This window comes from Acidipropionibacterium virtanenii, from assembly GCF_003325455.1.
In the GTDB taxonomy this organism is placed as follows: Bacteria; Actinomycetota; Actinomycetes; order Propionibacteriales; family Propionibacteriaceae; genus Acidipropionibacterium; species Acidipropionibacterium virtanenii.
The window spans coordinates 3188599-3207063 of sequence record NZ_CP025198.1; the positions used below are offsets into that span (position 1 = coordinate 3188599).

The following is an 18465-nucleotide window of genomic DNA, read 5'->3' on the forward strand; positions in this document are numbered from 1 at the left end:
GAGAGATGCAATGTCACGTCAAGAGATTCTCGACAGGTTCCGCGCCCAGGTGGCCGCTGGGACGCCGATCGTCGGCGGTGGCGCCGGCACCGGCATCACCGCGAAATCGGCGGAGGCCGGGGGCATCGACCTGCTGGTGATCTACAACTCGGGCCGGTTCCGGATGGCCGGGCGCGGGTCCCTGTCGGGCCTGCTGGCCTACGGCGACGCCAACGAGATCGTCATGGACATGGCGCGCGAAGTGCTGCCGGTCGTCAAGCACACGCCTGTGCTGGCCGGCGTCAACGGCACCGACCCGTTCCGGTCGATGCCGCGGTTCCTCCAGCAGGTCAAGGACGCCGGCTTCGCCGGGGTGCAGAACTTCCCGACGGTCGGCCTGATCGACGGCACCTTCCGGGCCAACCTGGAGGAGACCGGGATGGGCTACGGGCTGGAGGTCGACATGATCAGGGCCGCCCGGGAGCTGGACCTGGTCACCTCGCCGTACGTCTTCGACACCGACCAGGCCAAGGACATGGCACGGGCCGGAGCCGACATCCTGGTGCCGCACATGGGCCTGACGACATCGGGCACCATCGGCGCGAAGACTGCGCTGACCATCGAGGAGGCCGCGGTCAAGGTGCAGGAGCTGGCCGACGCCGCCAAGTCGGTGAACCCGGACATCCTGTGCCTCTGTCACGGCGGGCCGATCGCCAACCCGGAGGACGCCCAGTACGTGCTCGACCACACCGAGGGGATCGTCGGCTTCTACGGCGCCTCCTCGATCGAGCGGTTCCCCGCCGAGACCGGCATCAGGAAGCAGACCGAGGACTTCAAGGCCATCACCTTCCGGAAGGACTGACCCTCGTCCAGATGCCTAACAGGCCTACGTCCAGATGCCTGATGGATCTCCGTCGAGATGCCTGATTCGAATGCCCTGCGGTGCTAGGTTCCCATCATGGAGTACCGCCGACGCATCCTCGACGACATCCTCGACACAGAGATGGCAGATCTTCCGGCCATCGCCCTCGAGGGCGCCAAGGGAGTCGGGAAGACGGCCACGGCGAGCCGCCGAGCGGCCAACATTCTGACTCTCAGCGACCCGCGGAGCCGCGCGAGCGTAGCCGCGAACTACGACCTGGTGGCCGATCTGGAACCGCCAGTGTTCATCGACGAGTGGCAGCTCGAACCTCAGGTGTGGGAGCGGGTGCGTCGATCAGTGGACGACGCCCCGTACGACGGAGGACGATTCCTTCTGGCGGGATCGGCGAGTCTGGCGCCGGGTGTCCGAATCCACAGCGGGGCTGGTCGCATCGTCAGGATGACGATGCGACCGATGTCCCTGGCCGAGAGAGGACTCGAAGAACCGACGGTCCCATTGCGTGCGCTCCACGCTGGCAACCCACCGATCTCCGGATCAACTCATCTCCGTGTGAAGGACTACGTCACGGAGATTCTCAGGTCCGGGTTGCCCGGTATCAGGGATGCGTCCGAGAGGGCTCGCAACAGACTCCTCGACAGCTATCTCGATCGGATAGTCGAGAGGGAGCTGCCCGACAACGGCATGCCGATCCGGCGACCGGGCACTCTTCTGGCATGGCTGCGCGCCTATGCGGCCGCGACGTCCTCGACCACCGACTACACGAAGATCCTCAACGCCGCCACGGCCGGCGAACCGCTCAAGCCTGCCCGGGCGACGGTCGATGCGTACAGGGAACATCTCACGCGCCTGTTCATCCTCGATCCGGTCGAAGCATGGACACCTGTCTTCGCCCCGCTCAAACGACTGACCAACTCGGCGAAGCACCATCTCGTTGATCCTGCGTTGGCCGCGCGCCTCGTCGGCGTCGGGGCGAAAGGTCTTCTGGTGGGAGAAGGGCACGTGGTCGCACCGTCCACGGGCACTTGGCTCGGGGCACTGTTCGAATCGCTGGCAGTTCAGTCCGTTCGGGTCTACGCCGAGGCGATGAACGCCTCGATCGGCCACCTGCGCACCAAGAACGGCGATCACGAGGTGGACATCGTCGTCGAGACCGACGACCGCCGGATCATCGCCATAGAGGTGAAGCTCGCAGACACGGTCAGCGACGACGACGTCAGCCACCTTCACTGGCTCAGGGGGCAGGTCGGCCCGCTCCTGACCGACGCGGTGGTCCTCAACACCGGGCCCTATGCGTATCGACGTGAGGACGGGATTGCAGTCGTACCGCTGGCCCTGCTCGGCCCGTAGCAGGGCCGGCGTCTGGAGGGGCTCAGCGGCAGCATCGACGGTGCCCTGGGAACCACTGTCGAGTTGATGCGGAATGACCAGCATCAACTCGACAGCGCTTCGGGCAACGCATTGAACTTGTGCGGCAGACTGGCGGGATGAACGACATCAGGTGGGGAATCCTGGCCACCGGCGGCATCGCCCACATGTTCACCTCCGATCTGCGGACCGCGGGGCTCGATGTCGCCGCCGTCGGATCCCGCTCCCAGGCCTCGGCCGACGCATTCGCCCACGAGTTCGAGATCCCGGCCGCGCACGGCTCCTACGAGGCCCTCGTCGCCGACCCAGACGTCGACATCGTCTACGTCGCCAGCCCGCACGGCTTCCACGCCGAGCACGCCGCCCTGGCGCTGGAGGCGGGCAAGCATGTCCTTGTGGAGAAGGCCTTCACCCTCACCCAGCCCCAGGCGGCGGCCCTCCGGGATCTCGCGGCCGCCAACAAGCTCCTCCTCATGGAGGCCATGTGGACCAGGTACGTCCCGAACATGATCCGGATCAGAGAACTCATCCGGTCCGGGACGCTCGGCCAGGTGCGCGCCGTCATCGCCGATCACACCCAGGCCCTGCCCACCGACCCGACGCACCGCCTCAACTCCCTGGAGCTGGGCGGTGGGGCGCTGCTGGATCTCGGCGTCTACCCGGTCTCCTTCGCCCACGACATCCTCGGGGCACCTGAGACGATCACCGCCACCGGCCGCCTCGGCTCCACCGGCGCCGACACCGAGGTGGTCGTCACCATGACCCACGCCGACGGGGCGATCTCCACGAGCATCTCCTCGGCCCGGACGGCCGGCCCCAACGAGGCGCACATCCTGGGCACCGAGGCCCGCATCGATCTGGACCCGGTCTGGTACACCGCCACCACCTTCCGGCTGGTGGGTCGCCACGGCGAGGTCATCGAGTCCTACGACGCACCGGTCGCCGGCCGCGGCATGCAGTACGAGGCGCTGGCCGCCGAGCAGTACCTGCGCGAGGGCCGGACCTCCAGCGAGTTGGAGCCGATCGACGAGACCGTCGCGATCATGGGCACCCTCGACGAGATCAGGAGGCAGATCGGGGTGCGCTACCCGGGCGTCGATCGATGAGCCTCACATGCCGTCCACCTGCGGGGAGCCAGGGGAGGCCAGCACGACGTCGAAGGCACCCTCCAACGTCACGGCCCCCTCCCCCGGTCGCAGGTAGACGGCGTGACCGGCGGTCAGTTCGCCCCCGGTGAGCCGTCCGGTGACGCGGGCCGAGCCGGACAGGCACAGGGCGATCGTCGGCGTCGCGCCGTCGACCTCCACCTGCCTCGCGGCCCCGTCGTCGGCAGTGATCCGCCGCAGCTGGAAATCCGGTATGCCGGGGGCCAGCAGCGTCGACCCGTCCGCCAGCTGGTGGGCGGGCAGGATCGGATCGGGCACCGGGGCGAAGACGAGAGCCTTCAGGAGCTCGTCGACGTCGATGTGCTTGGGCGTGATGCCGCCGCGCAGCACATTGTCGCTGGCCGCCATGATCTCGATGCCCAGGCCCTCCATGTAGGAGTGCAGCGTGCCCGCGCGGACGAACACGGCCTGCCCGCGAGGGATCGACACGTGGTTGAGCAGCAGGATCAGCAGGACGCCGGGGTCGCCGGGGAAGAACTTCTCGAGGCGGCGCACATTGCGCGCCTGCCTGGTGGTGTCTTCGGCCGCCGCCTCCGGTGAGTTGGCCCATGCGTGGACCGCCTGGACGGCCGCGGCGATCTGCGGGTCCTCGCGGGCCGGGACGCGGATGCCGTCATGGTCGCGGTCGCGCAGGATCCAGGCGACGAGCTCGCGAAGACTACCGGCGTCATGGACGCCGGCCACCATCTCGGCGAAGGCCGAGAAGCCGGCGTCGGCATGACCGTCCTGAGCGAGGAGATCGGTGATCCCGGCGACCAGGCCGCGGACCTCGGCGAGATCACGGAATCCGCAGACGGCCTCGATGGTCGGCGTCAGTGCGAGGATGAGCTCGGGCTTGTGCCAGGGGTCCTTGAAGTTGCGCTGCGGATCGTCCAGGGCGATGCCGGCGGCGTTCTCACGGGCGAACCCTTCGCGCGCCTCGTCAAGAGTCGGGTGGGCCTGCAGCGACAGCGGCTCGCGGGCCGAGAGGACCTTCATGATGTAGGGCAACCGGGCGCCCTCCCCGCGGATGCCGTCGCTCAGCTCCCCGAGAGCCGAACCCGGGTCGGCGTCGATCCACTCGGCCAGATTCGCCGCCCCGCCGATCAGATCGGGCTGGGCGACGCGGGTGGGGCCGGCCGGATGCGCTCCGAACCACAGCTCGGCCTCCAACGCCCCGGGCCCGTCGGGCTCGATGAGCGCACCGCCGGTTCCCAGTAGGGCGCGGATCTGCCCGTGGCCGCCCCAGGCGTAGCGCATCGGGGCGTTCATCAGCTCGATCAGCGGGCCCCTGCCCGACAGTCCCGTCATTCTGGACAGCTCTCCATCATTCCCGTTGCGAACGCCCATGCCTCAGGTCGGGCCACCCCGTCAGCCTATCCCTGATCGACGCTCCCCACGATCAGCACTGGGGCCCTCAGCCCCGCCTCGGCGGGCGGCGCATCAGCAGCGCCAGCGCCGCAGTGGCGACCACCAGGAAGGCCCCGCCGATCGCGACGGCCACCGGAATGCCCCACAGCGCGCCCAGAAACGCCAGCGTGAGACCGTTACCGGTGCGCAGTCCGGACCCGAACATCGAGTAGACGCCGACGACCCGGCCGCGCTCGGCCACCGGTGCGCGCAGCTGGACGATGGCCTGGCTCACCGTGTTGGAGGCGAGGTTGGCGAACCCGCCGATCGCCAGAGCCACCAGGGCGATCGCATAGAAGTGGGTGGTGGCCACGATGAACGTGGTCAGCCCGAACAGGATCGAGGAGACCACCACCACCCTGACCGTCGGGCGGATCCGTCCCGTCGCCTCCAGGAGGAAACCACCCAGCACACCGCCCACCCCGCCGGCGAACAAGAGTGTGCCGTAGCCCAGGCCCCGGGACCCGACCGACAGGTTTCCGGTCGCGAAATCCGGCATCGAGACCTGCAGGGAACCGCCGATCGCCAGGGCGCCGAGGCCGGCGAGCATGATCATGCCGAAGAGCACGCGATCATGGGCGACGGTGCCCAGCACGCTGAAGGTCTCGCGGAGGCCCGGGCGATGATCCATGAAGTACCCGCTGCGCAGATGCCCGGTCTGCGGGGTGCGCAGCAGCAGGAGGGTCATCGGCAGGTACAGCGCGATATTGGCGAAGATGCCGTAGGTGGGCCCGAGGATCAGCATCAGTGCCGAGCCGACGACGGGCCCGCACAGCACGCCGATACTGCGGAAGGTGGCGTTCATGCGAACGGCGCCGGGCAGATCCTCGGGCTCGGCGAAGTCATGGAGCATCAGCTGCTCGGCCGGCCCCCACAGCGCGCCGGCGCATCCGTGCAGCACGAGCAGGACGCAGGCCTCCCACATCTGGAGGGAGTCGGTGAGAAACAGGACGCCCCAGCTGAAGGAGACGAACATGAACAGCAGCTGCGAGACCTGGATGAGGCGCCGGCAGTCGTAGCGCTCGGCCAGCGCCCCGAAGGGCACGCCGAGCAGCAGGAAGGGCAGCCAGTGACTGACCACCTCGAAACCGACCAGGGCGGGCGAGTGGAAGGCCTGCCACAGCATCCAGTAGGTGATGACGTGTTCGACGTTGTCGCCCATCATGGACAGCCCGGCGGTCACCATGTACCGGCGCGAGTCCCTCTGACGCAGTGCGCCGAAACGGCGGGGCGCCAGGGGCCCGGGGGTGCCGTCCGGGGGCGACGCCGTGGGGTCTGAGCTGGCCGTGATCTGTCTCCGTCCTCGATGACAACATCACGATCCTGCCTCACCGCAGTGGTGGATCGGCGACCGGTCCATGCCCTGGGCGCTCTCCCGGCCCCTTCACCCACCTCGCCACTACGTTTCGGGTGCGCATATCACTAGCTCGAGGCCCGAAAACGACAGAAACTTCCCGATAAGGGCGCTCGAGCTAGTGATATGCGCACCCGTCATGGCATGCCCTCCACCGGAGCTGCCGGTGGTGTCGTCGATCTGCACAGGCGAGGCAACTGTGCATCGCGCGCTCTCAGATCCTCCGGTTCTCCAGGACCGGGATCGCGGCCCGGATCGGGACCACCCCGTCGGGGTTGATGTCTATCACCCGGAACTCCACGCCGTCGCCGAGCTCGCACAGCACCCACCCGTCCGGGGCGACCGCCATGCTGTGGCCGATGCCGGTCGGGGCCCCCGACGGCTCCTGGCCGATGGTCGCAGGGTCTCCCTGACCGACGGCGACGATGAAGCAGGTGGAGTCCAGAGCGCGGGCGCGGGTGAGCAGACGCCACTGGTCGAGCTTGTCGGCGCGCTGCTCGTCGGTGGTTCCGGCCCCCCAGGATGCGGGCAGGATGATCACCTTGGCGCCGGCGTCAGCCAGGCGGACGAAGAGGTTCGGGAATCGGACGTCGTAGCAGACCGCCAGGCCCACCGGTACACCTCCGATCCGGCAGACCGTCGGCTCGGAACCGGGCGTCACAGTGTCGGACTCGGCGAACCCGAAGGCGTCGAAGAGATGGATCTTGTCGTATGCGGCGAGGATGCCGTCGGGGCCCGCGACCAGCAGGGTGTTGCGAACCCGGCCACCATCGCCGGGGGTGAAGATGCCCAGGGCGATGGTGGCGCCGTGCCGGGCGGCGATCTCCTGCACAGCGCTGGCGAAGGGACCGTCGAGGGGCTCGGCGACGCCCTTCAGCGAGTGCCCGAAGGCCCGCATCGTCGCCTCGGGAAAGATCACCAGTTCGGCCCCGGCGTCCGCCGCCCGGGCGGTCCGGTCCCGGACGATGTCCAGGTTCGCGGCGACGTCGCGTCCCGTGATCACCTGCATGAGAGCTGTCCGCATCTCGTCCTCCCGACTCATGTGCTCGTCTCGTGTCCATACCGTATGGCCATCAGCCTTATGACCCCGAAGGTGTGTAGGAAGCTGGTCAGTAGACGAACCACTTTCCTACACAACCTCGGACTTGCAGGCACGGGGAGGGCTCCATGACCGCCACCATCAGCCTCGAATACCCGTTCACCGGGCGCTGGATCGCCCACAACAGCCCCGCCGACCGGGTTCCGAGTCACAGGACGGAGCTTTTCGCCACCGCGCTGGCCATCGACTTCCTGCCGGTCGACGCCAGGGGACGCACCGCGCCCGTCACCCTCGGGTCTCTGGTGCGGCCTGAACCCCCGGAACGGTTCACGGGCTTCGGGCGGGCGGTCCTGGCTCCGGCCGACGGCGTCGTCGTGGCCGTCTCAGGCGCCGCTTTCGACCATCCGGCGTATCGAGGCCTCCCGTCGATCCGCTACGCGGCGACCCAGCGGAATCGGATCTCGTCGGGGTGGAAGGCTCTGGCGGGCAACCACGTGTTGATCGACTGCGGTGGGCCCGGCGGTGGAGCGATTGTGGCCCTGTGCCACCTGCGTCACGGCAGCATCGAGGTCGAGATCGGCCAACAGCTCCGCTCCGGCGAGCGGATCGGCCGCTGCGGAAACACCGGCAACAGCACCGAGCCGCACGTGCATATTCAGGCGATGGACGGTCCCGATCCGCGGACGGCCCGCCCGGTCCCGATGACCTTCAAGGGATCACTGCCCCACAACCGCGAGATCGTTGACTGCCGGTAGTGGACCGCCGGCCACGCGGGAATCCCCAGACGCTTCGAGGTGACGAGGAAGTCCGCGCGGCAGGATGGCCAGGAAGGACGTGCGCGTCCTGACGCACGTGCGAGGAACCACCGGCGATCACTGGAGATGGAGTGGACGTGAGCACACAGACAGATCGGCAGCGGCCCTACGTGGCGGGGGTGGACACCTCCACCCAGTCCTGCAAGGTGGCGATCCTCGACCCCACCACCGAGCAGATCGTCCGCCAGGGACGCGGCACGCACCCCGTCGGCACGCAGATCAATCCCGAGTACTGGTGGCAGGGATTCCTCGAGGCGGTCGATGACGCCGGCGGGCTGGACGACGTCGCCGCCCTGTCTGTGGGCGGTCAGCAGCACGGCATGGTCTGTCTGGATGCCGACGGGACTGTCATCCGCCCGGCCCTGCTGTGGAACGACACCCGGTCCGGGCAGGCCGCCGCCGACCTCGTCGACGAGCTGGGAGCGGCGTGGTGGGCCGATGCGACCGGGTCGGTGCCGGTGGCGTCGCTGACGGTCACGAAGCTGCGCTGGCTGGCCGATCATGAGCCTGACAACGCGTCGCGCATCGCCGCGATCTGCCTGCCCCACGACTGGCTGACCTGGCGGATCTCCGGCTCGACGGACCTTCACGATCTGGTCACCGACCGCTCCGACGCCTCGGGCACCGGGTACATGGACCGCCAGGAGCCGGTCTACCGCTACGACATCCTCGCCCGTGCGCTGCACATCACCGAGGACGCCGCGCAGCAGATCATCCTGCCGCAGATCCTGGAGCCCTGGCAGGTCGCCGGCCACGGAGACGCCGCCCGCGGCTGGGGAGAGATCGTGCTCGGCCCCGGCTGCGGCGACAACGCCGGCTCGGCCCTCGGCGTCGACCTGGCGCCTGGCAGGGCACTCATCTCCATCGGCACCTCCGGTGTGGCGGCCGCCGTCTCCGAGAGCTCGGTGGCCGACCCGTCAGGCCTTGTCACGGGCTTCTCGGACGCCACCGGCCGCTGGCTGCCACTGGCCTGCACCCTCAATGCGTCGCGGATCATCGACGCCATCGGATCGGTCATCGGCGCCGACTACGCCGAGCTCAACGAGCTGGCCCTGTCAGTGCCCGATGCCGGCGGACTGACGCTGACGCCGTACTTCGAGGGGGAACGGACCCCGAACCTGCCCGACGCCACGGCGTCGATCACCGGCATGACCCTGGCGAACTCCGACCGCGCACACATGGCGCGGGCGGCCGTCGAGGGCCTGCTGGACCTCATGCGCGGGGCTCTGGACGCTGTACGGAACCTCGGTGTGCCCGTCGAGAAGGCACTGCTGGTCGGCGGTGGAGCGCAGTCGAAAGCCGTGCAGGAACTGGCCGCCGAGCATCTTGACGCCGAGGTGACGCTCCCCGAGACCAGCGAGTACGTGGCCATCGGAGCCGCCAAACAGGCCGCCCGGGTGATCGCGAAGTAGTCGCTCGGACGCAGGTCGGGGCCTCTCCCCGGCGCAACGCAGAAAGTGGGGGGTCGGTTGCGATACGGTCACGCCGAATCATCCGGTCGATGGCGTTCAGACGGCGGTCGTCTCTGACAGCCAGGCCACCTCGGGGAGAAGGAGTCAGCGAACGCACATGTCGAATGAGCAGTGGAGGTACTACGACCCTCAGTTCCAGGATCCGGATGCGACCCTTCGCCCCGACGGCCGGCCCTGGGGGACGCCTCCCCAGAGCCCCGACGTCCAGAACAGCCAGACCTGGCAACCGCAGCCGGCCCCCTACTCCCAGCAGCCACCGGTCGGCCTGCAGTCCTCTCCGTACGCCCAGTTCCCGCAAGACTCGCCTGCCCCGCCGAGCGCAGGACCCGCCTCGGATCCGTACTATCCGACTCCGTTCCCCATCAATCCGACGAGCGGCTACGGCCAGGCGCCCGGTCAGCCGCCGGTGTACCGCCTGATGGCACCCGCTGCGGGACGCCCCCGGTCCTCGGTGTCATTCGGGAGGGCGATCAAGCTCTTCTTCAAGAACTACTCCGTCTTCAGCGGGCGGGCCTCCAGGTCGGAGTACTGGTTCTCGGTGCTCTTCACCACCCTCGTCATCCTTGCACTTGACTTGGTGTACTACGCGGTCACGGGCGCCGGCATGTTCTACGGCGCCCGCCTCGCGGACATGGACGACGGCACAGCCACCAAGGGCGCGCTTCTGGCCCTGCTTCTTTTCACTTTCATGGTTGGGACCCTTATTCCGAACCTCGCAATCACCTGGCGACGCCTCCACGACAGTGGCAAGTCCGGAGGGACCTTCTTCCTGTCGTGGATCCCCTACATCGGAGCCGTGGTCCTGGTGATCTTTCTTCTTCTGCCGTCGAGCCCGAGCGCTTGGCAGCGATTCGACACCGGGAGACTCCCCGCCGGGAACTGAGGGGTCAGCGCTGCCCGTCGCGGGGCCAGACGGGGACTCGTCGCCGTGTCGACAAATCTCCCAGAACCAGGTGTCCACATTCTGGGATTTTGGGGGTTCTGTCGCCAGGAACTGTCAGACCCGGCTGGTTGGCTTGATCCATGGAGGCGATGACGCGGTTCAGGGCGGCGGGCGACCGACTGGTCGACGCCGATACCGCAGTGCGTCGCGCCCAGGCCGACCGGCTGCTGGCGGTGGCCGAGATGATCGACACCTACCCCGCACCCCAACCCTTGGTGGATTCTCCCGCCGCCGAACGGGTGGTCTCGGCAGGGGCCGCCGGTGCCGGCTCCATCGGCGAGTTCGTGGCCCTGGAGATGGGCGCGCTGCTGGGTCTGAGTGAGCCGGCGGCCTGGAGCCTGATCCATGACGTCGCCAACCTGCGCTCCCGTCATCCAAAGTTGTGGGCCGCGGTCGACGGACTGCGGGTGGAGGCGTGGCAGGCCTGCAAGGTCGCCCTGGCCTGCCAGGACCTCTCTCGTGACGCCGCGTTGTGGGTCGACGGGAAGCTTGAGTCGGTGTGGGGTGCCGTGCCCTGGCCGCGGATCCGACGCCGCCTGGCGGGCCTCGTCGTGCGCGTCGACGCCGACCTGGCCAGACGGCGGGCCGAGACCGCCCGGCGCGACCGGTTCGTGTCGATCCGCCATCTGGGAGACTCCACCTCGGTGCTCACCGCCCGGATGGACACCGCCGCAGCGCTCACGCTGGGTGCCTCGCTCGACATGATCGTCGACCAGATGATCCTCGAGGGCGCCCAGGATCCGCTGCCAGTGTTGCGGGCCCGGGCACTGGAGATGCTGGCCACACCCCCGCTCCCCGACGCCACCGCACCCAACCCGTCACCAGCCCTTCCTCTGGCCGACGTCGTCGTCCATATCGCCGCCGAAGCCCTCGACACAACAGCCACCGATGACGCGAATGTGGCCAGGGTCCTCGCCCGGTGCGGAGACGTCGGCCCGGTGCTGGTCGACCAGCTGGCCCATCTTCTCGGCCACCACCGCATCCGCGTGCTGCCGGTCACCGACCTGGCCGGTGACCCCGCGGTGGACGCCTACGAGATCCCCGACCGCCTCCGGCGTCAGCTGGTGATCCGGGAGGACTGCTCGGTCTTCCCCTTCTCGACAGCCAGGTCCCGCAGCGCCGATCTGGATCACACCGTGGCCTACCGGCGGTCGACGCCGGGTTCCCCGGCACCGCCCGGTCAGACCCGCGTCTCCAACCTCGGGCCGCTGGCCCGGAGGGAACACCGCGCCAAGACCGCCGGACTCTGGAAAGTCGACCAGCCCGAGCCGGGCGTCTACGAGTGGACCAACCGCACCGGCAGGCGCTGGCAGGTCACCCGGGGCCGCACTGTGGGCCTGCCCGACAAGGAGCCCAACCGGCTTGGGACCGATCGCCCGCGCACCGAATCTCGCACCGTCAAGAGAGTCGACCTCGTCTTCAGCGGTGCCGTCACTATCTGAGCCAACACGAGAACGTCTGATGGTGCGAGGACCAGCCGATACAGTAGCCCCCCGTCTCCTCCACCTCAGCAACCATCAGATTCCACCACGAACGTGACTTTCAGTGGGCCAATAGTTAGTTGCCCGATACAGAAGAGGCCATCACCAAAATCGTGTTCCATCAGCGCGTTCTTGCATTCCTACTCGTCATCTCTATTGGATTCATAGTGACGGCCCCGTGGCCAAGCTTCGCGAGATTCATCAGAAACAAGACTCGGGCGAGTTCGTGGTGGCACACGATCCGTGATCATCCTTGGCTCTTCCTGGCGACCACCGCTTACGTCCTGGGTTGGGCAGTGTCACACGTGTCCTCAATCAGGCTCCTTGATCAAAAAGCATCAGAAGAGCTTCTCCGCTCGACACTCACTGCATACATAATCGGAGGACTCGTATTCGCCGGAGTCGGGCAGTTCATGCAAGCCGCGACTCATAATAGAACCGAGAATTGGGCACAGCGAATCGACGGGGTAGGAAAGTCTGTTTCAGTCTTTGGATGGTCATTCGGAATCTTTGGAACGATAATTTTCACAGCTGAAGGTACGACCATCCCCCTTTGGACCATAGAAGTATCGGTCTCAGCCATGCTCATTGTGCCGTGCATCCCATTACTGTTCTTGATGACCCAAGGCACTATCAGCAACATTCGGAGGCATAGAACTTCACACCGTGGCTGATCCCGATCTCCCACCCCCACCGATCTCCCCACCCCCACCCACGGGCCCCGATACGCTCCAGATCGAGGACACGTGGAGGAGGAGACCGCATGCCGAAGAGGAGCAGCGAGCATCTGGCGGCCAGGCGCGAGCACATCGCCACCGCGGCCGAGGAGGTGCTCGTCGACAACGGCGTCGCAGGGTTCTCCACCACCGCGGTGTGCCGCCGGGCCGGCGTCAGCATGGGAAACCTGTACGCCTACTTCCCCTCCAAGGAGGACCTCCTCGACGTCCTCGTCACCCGCGCCTTCCAGGCCCGCCAGCAGTGGCTCGACGCCGACTCCCTGCCGGAGCTGCGGGCACGCCTCCGCGACCTCATCGCATTCCTGCAGACTCCCGACGGATACCGCTCGGCCCGGCTCGACGTCGAGCTCGGCCTGGTCGCCCGCACACACCGGCGCCCGGCCGACACTCTCTCCTCATCGACTCTCCACGACGCCATCGAGGCCACCCTCGCTCGCCTCGTGAGCCCGACCACCGACCCCGACAACTCTGGCATTGCCACCGACGGCCTCACCGCCCTGGTCGCCGGCTGGAGTTACCTCGTCTCGCTGGGCCAGGGCGTCCCCGACCATGCGATCGAGTCGGTCGACCGGTTCCTGGCCCTCCTCGAGGCCCCCGATCCGTCCAAGGACTGATACCCCCTTGTGCCTCTGATCCATCCGACGTTCAATAAAACGAGAGACTTCTCGTTTAGATCGGAGCGTCCGATGATCCAGGAGCACCCGTTCCCCGTCGAGGCGAACGACACCCCCGCCACCCAGCTGCTGCACGACGCCCTCCCCCAGCGATGGCGGGGACTGTTCACCGCCCCCATCGTCAACCGCTTCCTGACATCGACCGACGCCGAGGCCCGCGTCCAGGCGGCCGCCCGGAAGGCCGGCGCACAGATCGTGACCGTGGGCGAGTCCCGCGAGCACCGGCCGCTGCACCTCTACCGCTTCGGCGAGACCTCCCGGCGCACCTTCTGGTACGCCGGCCCCCACGCCAACGAGCCGGTCGGCGTCTCCACCGTCGTCTCCCTGGCCGAGGCCCTGGCCGCCCACCCGCAGTACCTCGACACCATCGGGTTCGACCTCATGGTCTGCGTCGACCCGGACTCCCATGTCGCCAACGAGCACTGGTTCCCCAGCTACGCGGGCGGCCTGCGCAGCTACTACGAGAACCTCTACCGCCCCGCCCGCAGCGAGTTCTGCGACTGGGACATGCCCTTCGAGCTCGAGGCCGGGGACACGACATTCCGCCGCGAGTCGCAGCTCCCCGAGGGCGACGCCCTGCGCAAGGCCCTCGACCTCAGCCGCCCGCAGATCGTGATGTCCCTGCACAACGCCGAGGTCGGCGGCATGTACATCCACCAGATCGGCGGCACCAAGACGCTCGCCGGAGCACTCTCCACCCTCCCGGGCGCCTTCACCATCCCCGCTGAGCCCGCCCCCATCGACGCGCCCGGCGAGCAGCCCGTCGCCCCCGGAGTCTTCGGCCTGCCGAGCATCGCGGACATGTACGGCCCGCTCTTCGACCTGACATCCGACCACCCGCTGAACATCCTTGTCATGGGCGAGTCGGCGATGACCTGGTCGCTGCGCTACGGCGCCGTATCGCTCGTCACCGAGGTCCCCCTGTGGTCGCCGATCGACGCCCTGCCCGAGCCCGGGCAAACCCTGGCCGACGTCTCCACCGAGGCCGCGGACCGCCTGGGCGAGATCGCCGACTGGCTCACCGCCTTCTGCGAGCAGAACGCGGCCATTCTGCCCTCCTCCGACGCCCGGGCGCGCTCGGTCCGCGACTCCATCGGCATGCTGGCAGGGCTGTCGGCGATGCTCACGGCGCTGGCCGGCTCCCCCGACGGCCCGAACCCGGCGACCGAGGAGGACGTACGGCGCTGGCGGCTCATGCTGAGTCTGAGCGTCCCGCTGCGATCGCTCGGCATGCTGCTGGGAGCGCTGCGCGGCAACGACGCTCCGGACGGCGTTGTCGGCGAGGTTCAGGGAAGGTTCGACGCCTTCGAGGCGCTCCTGGAGGGCTACCACTACCGATTCCACGGGGTGGACGTCGTGTCCGGCATTCAGATCGCGGCCGGCGTCGCGGCGATCGAGAATCTGGAGGCCGAGCAGTGAGCACCGCGGATCTGGACCGGATGCTGGCCGATCTCCGCGGGCTCGTGGCGATCCCGTCGGTGAGCGCCGATCCGTCCCGGGCCGGCGACGTCATCGCCTCCGCCGAGAAGGTCTCGGCCCTGTTCCGCGAGGTCGGGGTGGAGACGCAGGTGGTCTCCGCCGGTGGTGCCCCGGCGGTGATCGGGCGCCGTGAGGGCCCAGCCGGTGCACCGACCGTGCTGCTGTACGCCCATCACGACGTCCAGCCGGTGGCCGATGACTGGCGCACCGACCCCTTCGAGCTCACAATCGACGGCACACGTGCCTATGGCCGTGGAGCCGCCGATGACAAGGCCGGGGTGGCGGTGCATCTGGAGGCGCTGCGTCTGCTGGGCGAGGATCTTCCGGTCTCGGTGGCGGTGCTCGTCGAGGGCGAGGAGGAGGTGGCCTCCCCCACTCTGGGCGCCATCATCAACGCCCATGCGCAGACCCTGCGCGCCGACGTCGTCCTGGCCCCCGACGCGGTCAATGCCGGCGTCGATGCGCCCGCGATCACGACGTCTCTGCGCGGCATCCTCAATGTGCGGATCGGCGTGCGGACGGCCGCCCGGGCGGTGCATTCGGGGATCTACGGCGGCGTCCTGCCCGATGCTCTGGGGGTACTGGTGCACCTGCTCGACAGCCTCACCGATGAGGCCGGGAGGGCGGCGATCCCCGGGATCGCGGCCGATCCGGACCCGAGGGATCCCAGCGCCGCAATGAGCGCCGAGGAGATCGCCGTGGCCGCCGGTGCGGTCGATGATCTGCGGTCGGCATCCGATGAGCTGGCCGCCGACCTGTGGACGCGGCCGTCGGTCACCGTGCTGGGGATCGACGCCCCGAGGACCGATGCGGCGTCGATGGTGCTGACCCCGCAGGCCCGGGCTGTCGTGAGCCTCCGGCTGCCTCCAACAGTGTCACCGAAGGACGCCGAGGAGGCGTTGCGGGCGCGCCTGGAGGCGCAGAATCGGGTGGGTGCCGAGGTGTCGGTCGAGGTGCTGCTCGGCGGGCGGGGATGGTCGGATTCCGGCACGAGTTCGGCGAGCGATCTGGCACTGAATGCCTTGTCGGAGTCATTCGGGCGGGACGCCGTGACGCTGGGCGTGGGCGGTGGGATCCCGTTCATCCAGACGTTGACCGAGCGCTTCCCGGGGATCGAACCGGTGATCACGGCAGTGCAGGATCCGTCGTCGGCGGCTCATGGCGCAGACGAGTCGGTGTCGCTGCGGACGCTGGTCGCGGCGGCCGAGGCGGAGGCCGGAATGCTTCGCAGGATCGCAGGCGCCAGGTGACCCGGACGATGACCCTTCCCGATGGCCGGACGATGGCGTGGGAGGAGTTCGGGGCGGCCGACGGCCGTCCGGTCCTGTTCCTGCATGGGACGCCGGGCGGCCGGTTGAGCGCCGCCAAGTACGAGCCTTTCGCGCTGGCCCGGGGGCTGCGTCTCGTCGCGCCCGATCGACCCGGCTACGGCCTGAGCAGCGCGCGGCCGGGAATGACGCTGTCCGACTACGCGGAGGACCTCCTGGACCTGTGCTGGTGGCGCGGCTGGGGCCCGGTTCCCGTGGTGGCCGGTTCGGCGGGGGCGGCCTACGCCCTGGCTCTCGGGGCGGCGGCCTCGGAGATGGTGACCGGATTGTCAATCTTCTCCGGCATCGCGCCCATGACAGACGCCGAGGCGACCACGCTCATCCCGGTGAACCAGCAGCTGCGGGTGGCCGTGGATGATCCCGTCGAGTTGCAGCGTCTTGTCGGGCAGGTGCGCGACGCGATCCTGAGCGGAACACTGGAGGGCGTGCCCGAGGATCCCGCCCTGGTTGACGCCCTGAGGCCGGGCGCCGACGGGATGGTCGCCGACTACCGGAATGTCTTCGGCGAGTGGGGTCTCGATCCCGTCGCGGTACGAGTGCCGGTGTTCTGGATCCACGGGACCGACGACGTCAACGCCCCGATCTCGGCGGCCCGACGGCTGGCCGCACAACTGCCCGATACCAGCTTCGAGGAGATCGGCGGCGGGGTTCACGCCCCGTCGGCCGAGACGCTGAACAAGGTGTTCGACGCGACCCAGTGATCGTGCCCCGTATTGCCGTTGCTAACGTCGAGGCATGGGGAACGAAGCGGGGATCGAATCTGAACACCAACTTCCGGATAACAACCGTCCCATCTGGGTACCTGTCGTGGCCACGGTCGTGTCGGCGGCAATCATCAGCGTGATCAGCGGTGGACTCAATGCGTTATTCAGACGGATTATCTCCGGACCGACATACACCGGTTCCGACACCACCTGGCTCACGGTGCTGCAGACATTCGGCTACCTCATCACAGCGGCTCTGGGCGTCCTGGCGGCCTGGCTGCTGGTCCGCTTCGTCGACCATCGCGGCATCCGCAACCTGGGCCTGAACAGCGGGTGGCGCCGCGGGCTCATCGGCGCTCTGATCGGCCTGGTCGTCGCCCTGGCGGCGAGCGCGCTCGCCATTCTCATCGGCCACGGCCTCGGATTCCTGTCCGGGATCGAGCTCGAATGGATCTACTCCGGCGCACCGGCATCACAAATCATTTCAGGATTCGCATACGCGGCTCTGGTGTCCATCCTGATCGGCATCGGAGGCAATACCTTGTGGTGCGGATACCTCCTGCGCAGCATATCGGCGCGTCCGCTGATTGCGGTCGTGGTGGTCGCGGTGGTTCCCAGCCTGGTGGGTTTCACCCCCAGGCCGGGTCAGGGGATGTACAGCATGCAGCTCGCCGCGTGGCTGCCGAGCCTTCCGGCCGAGATCGGCGTGGGCCTGGCCATCGTCGCCTTTGCCATCGTGTTTCGATCGGTGTGGGCGGCGGTCGGGGTCACAGTCGGCCGTTCTCTGGTCACCTACGCCATCCCGGTTCCCGTCGGATCCCCGTCGACTGCCGGCACACTCAGCGTCTCGGTGCTCGCAGGCGTCCTGTTCATCATCGCCGCACTGATCGCGCTGTGGGTGGGCCGACGCCGGTGGCAGCAGTTCGCCGAGACCGGCCCGTTCGACGTCTGAGGCTGACGCTCGTCGACGTCAGCTCAGCGCGAATCGCTGGCAGATGCTGCGCAACTCTTGATCCAGGCTCTCCTGGCCGAAGGCGGCCAGCGCCGCACCGAGCTGGCCGAAGACCTCCCCGCTGATGACGCCGACGAGCGACATCCACGCCACCAGTGCCTCGGCGAGCGTCGAGGGATCCATGTCGAGATCGGTCTCCTCGATCGCGTCCCGCAGAGCCTTTTCGTATCCAGCTGAGAGCCCGGATGCCGAGGCCGATCGGGATCCCTGTGCCAGGATCTCGGCGACTCGACGCATCACGCGAATCCCCGACGACACCGTGGTCTCGGGGGCGGAGTATCCGGCCACCGGGGACCCGTACAGCAGCGCCCACTGCGCCGGATGCTCGAGCGCCCAGGCCCTCATGGATTCGGCGAGGGTGCGAAGCTGTCCTGCCGGCGACGACTCGGAGCCGTCGAGCGCGGCGTCGACGGTATTGGCCAGATCGGTGAACGAGTCGATGAGCAGGATGGTCAGCAGCTCGTCGCGGCTGCTGACATACCGGTAGACCGCCGAGGACGCCACCCCGAGTTCGCGGGCGATCTCGCGCAGAGAGAGCTTGTCGGCGCCGCGCTCGGCGAGTTGGGCGCGCCCTGCGCGCAGGATCCCCTCAGTCATCTCGGCGCGTGCCTGTGCGTGGGTCCGGTGAACACGGGGCATGTCCTC

At 68.2% G+C, this 18465-nt stretch carries 16 protein-coding genes; 12 read left to right on the forward strand and 4 right to left on the reverse strand.

Translation table 11 applies throughout. From position 1 onward, the window contains the following. Window positions 1-10 precede the first annotated feature (10 nt). The 3 genes from JS278_RS14740 (at window position 11) to JS278_RS14750 (ending at window position 3333) form a co-directional block, all read left to right on the forward strand. Window positions 11-841 carry a phosphoenolpyruvate hydrolase family protein gene (locus JS278_RS14740; RefSeq protein WP_114045847.1) on the forward strand — a complete coding sequence of 277 codons (831 nt, stop codon included), beginning with the start codon at window positions 11-13 and terminating at the stop codon, window positions 839-841. A 141-nt stretch (window positions 842-982) separates the two neighbouring features. Further along, window positions 983-2209 (forward strand): ATP-binding protein, encoded by a 1227-nt coding sequence (locus JS278_RS14745; protein WP_342767041.1) that lies wholly within the window; start codon window positions 983-985, stop codon window positions 2207-2209. Window positions 2210-2346: 137 nt separating this feature from the next. Continuing rightward, window positions 2347-3333, forward strand: a complete 987-nt coding sequence (locus JS278_RS14750; protein ID WP_114045849.1) for a Gfo/Idh/MocA family protein — start codon at window positions 2347-2349, stop codon at window positions 3331-3333. 3 nt (window positions 3334-3336) lie between these two features. On the opposite strand, the gene manA is transcribed toward JS278_RS14750, so the two are convergent. The 3 genes from manA to JS278_RS14765 all read right to left on the reverse strand — a co-directional run bounded on the left by manA (window position 3337) and on the right by JS278_RS14765 (window position 7160). Further along, on the reverse strand, window positions 3337-4683 hold the full coding sequence (gene manA / locus JS278_RS14755; RefSeq protein WP_181833757.1) for a mannose-6-phosphate isomerase, class I: 1347 nt from the start codon (window positions 4681-4683) through the stop codon (window positions 3337-3339). Window positions 4684-4789: 106 nt separating this feature from the next. Next, the gene (locus JS278_RS14760; RefSeq protein ID WP_114045851.1) at window positions 4790-5968 is read right to left on the reverse strand and encodes an MFS transporter; all 1179 of its coding nucleotides are present in this window, start codon (window positions 5966-5968) and stop codon (window positions 4790-4792) included. Window positions 5969-6350: 382 nt separating this feature from the next. After that, complete coding sequence (locus JS278_RS14765; protein WP_114046373.1) at window positions 6351-7160, reverse strand: carbon-nitrogen hydrolase family protein; 810 nt, start codon at window positions 7158-7160, stop codon at window positions 6351-6353. 143 nt (window positions 7161-7303) lie between these two features. Here JS278_RS14765 and JS278_RS14770 point away from each other — a divergent pair, with 143 nt between their 5' ends. From JS278_RS14770 to JS278_RS14810, 9 genes are all read left to right on the forward strand, one after another. Further along, on the forward strand, window positions 7304-7930 hold the full coding sequence (locus JS278_RS14770) for a M23 family metallopeptidase (RefSeq protein WP_114045852.1): 627 nt from the start codon (window positions 7304-7306) through the stop codon (window positions 7928-7930). Between the two features lie 137 nt (window positions 7931-8067). Further along, the gene (locus tag JS278_RS14775) at window positions 8068-9402 is read left to right on the forward strand and encodes a xylulokinase (protein ID WP_114046374.1); all 1335 of its coding nucleotides are present in this window, start codon (window positions 8068-8070) and stop codon (window positions 9400-9402) included. A gap of 157 nt (window positions 9403-9559) precedes the next feature. Continuing rightward, entirely contained in the window at window positions 9560-10345 is a 786-nt protein-coding gene (locus tag JS278_RS14780) for a DUF805 domain-containing protein (RefSeq protein WP_114045853.1), read from the forward strand. A 140-nt stretch (window positions 10346-10485) separates the two neighbouring features. Then, window positions 10486-11847 (forward strand): hypothetical protein, encoded by a 1362-nt coding sequence (locus JS278_RS14785; protein ID WP_114045854.1) that lies wholly within the window; start codon window positions 10486-10488, stop codon window positions 11845-11847. Between the two features lie 802 nt (window positions 11848-12649). Next, window positions 12650-13237 (forward strand): TetR/AcrR family transcriptional regulator, encoded by a 588-nt coding sequence (locus tag JS278_RS14790; RefSeq protein ID WP_114045855.1) that lies wholly within the window; start codon window positions 12650-12652, stop codon window positions 13235-13237. Window positions 13238-13309: 72 nt separating this feature from the next. Continuing rightward, window positions 13310-14716 (forward strand): M14 family metallopeptidase, encoded by a 1407-nt coding sequence (locus tag JS278_RS14795; RefSeq protein ID WP_114045856.1) that lies wholly within the window; start codon window positions 13310-13312, stop codon window positions 14714-14716. Then, window positions 14713-16026: a M20/M25/M40 family metallo-hydrolase gene (locus JS278_RS14800; RefSeq protein WP_114045857.1), complete on the forward strand. Its 1314-nt coding sequence runs from the start codon at window positions 14713-14715 to the stop codon at window positions 16024-16026. The genes JS278_RS14795 and JS278_RS14800 overlap by 4 nt, the downstream gene beginning before the upstream one ends. Before the next feature lie 8 nt (window positions 16027-16034). Further along, window positions 16035-16805 (forward strand): alpha/beta fold hydrolase, encoded by a 771-nt coding sequence (locus JS278_RS14805; RefSeq protein ID WP_147243240.1) that lies wholly within the window; start codon window positions 16035-16037, stop codon window positions 16803-16805. 223 nt (window positions 16806-17028) lie between these two features. Continuing rightward, on the forward strand, window positions 17029-17760 hold the full coding sequence (locus JS278_RS14810) for a hypothetical protein (RefSeq protein ID WP_147243241.1): 732 nt from the start codon (window positions 17029-17031) through the stop codon (window positions 17758-17760). 18 nt (window positions 17761-17778) lie between these two features. On the opposite strand, the gene JS278_RS14815 is transcribed toward JS278_RS14810, so the two are convergent. Further along, window positions 17779-18459 carry a TetR/AcrR family transcriptional regulator gene (locus tag JS278_RS14815; RefSeq protein WP_114045860.1) on the reverse strand — a complete coding sequence of 227 codons (681 nt, stop codon included), beginning with the start codon at window positions 18457-18459 and terminating at the stop codon, window positions 17779-17781. Window positions 18460-18465 lie beyond the last annotated feature (6 nt).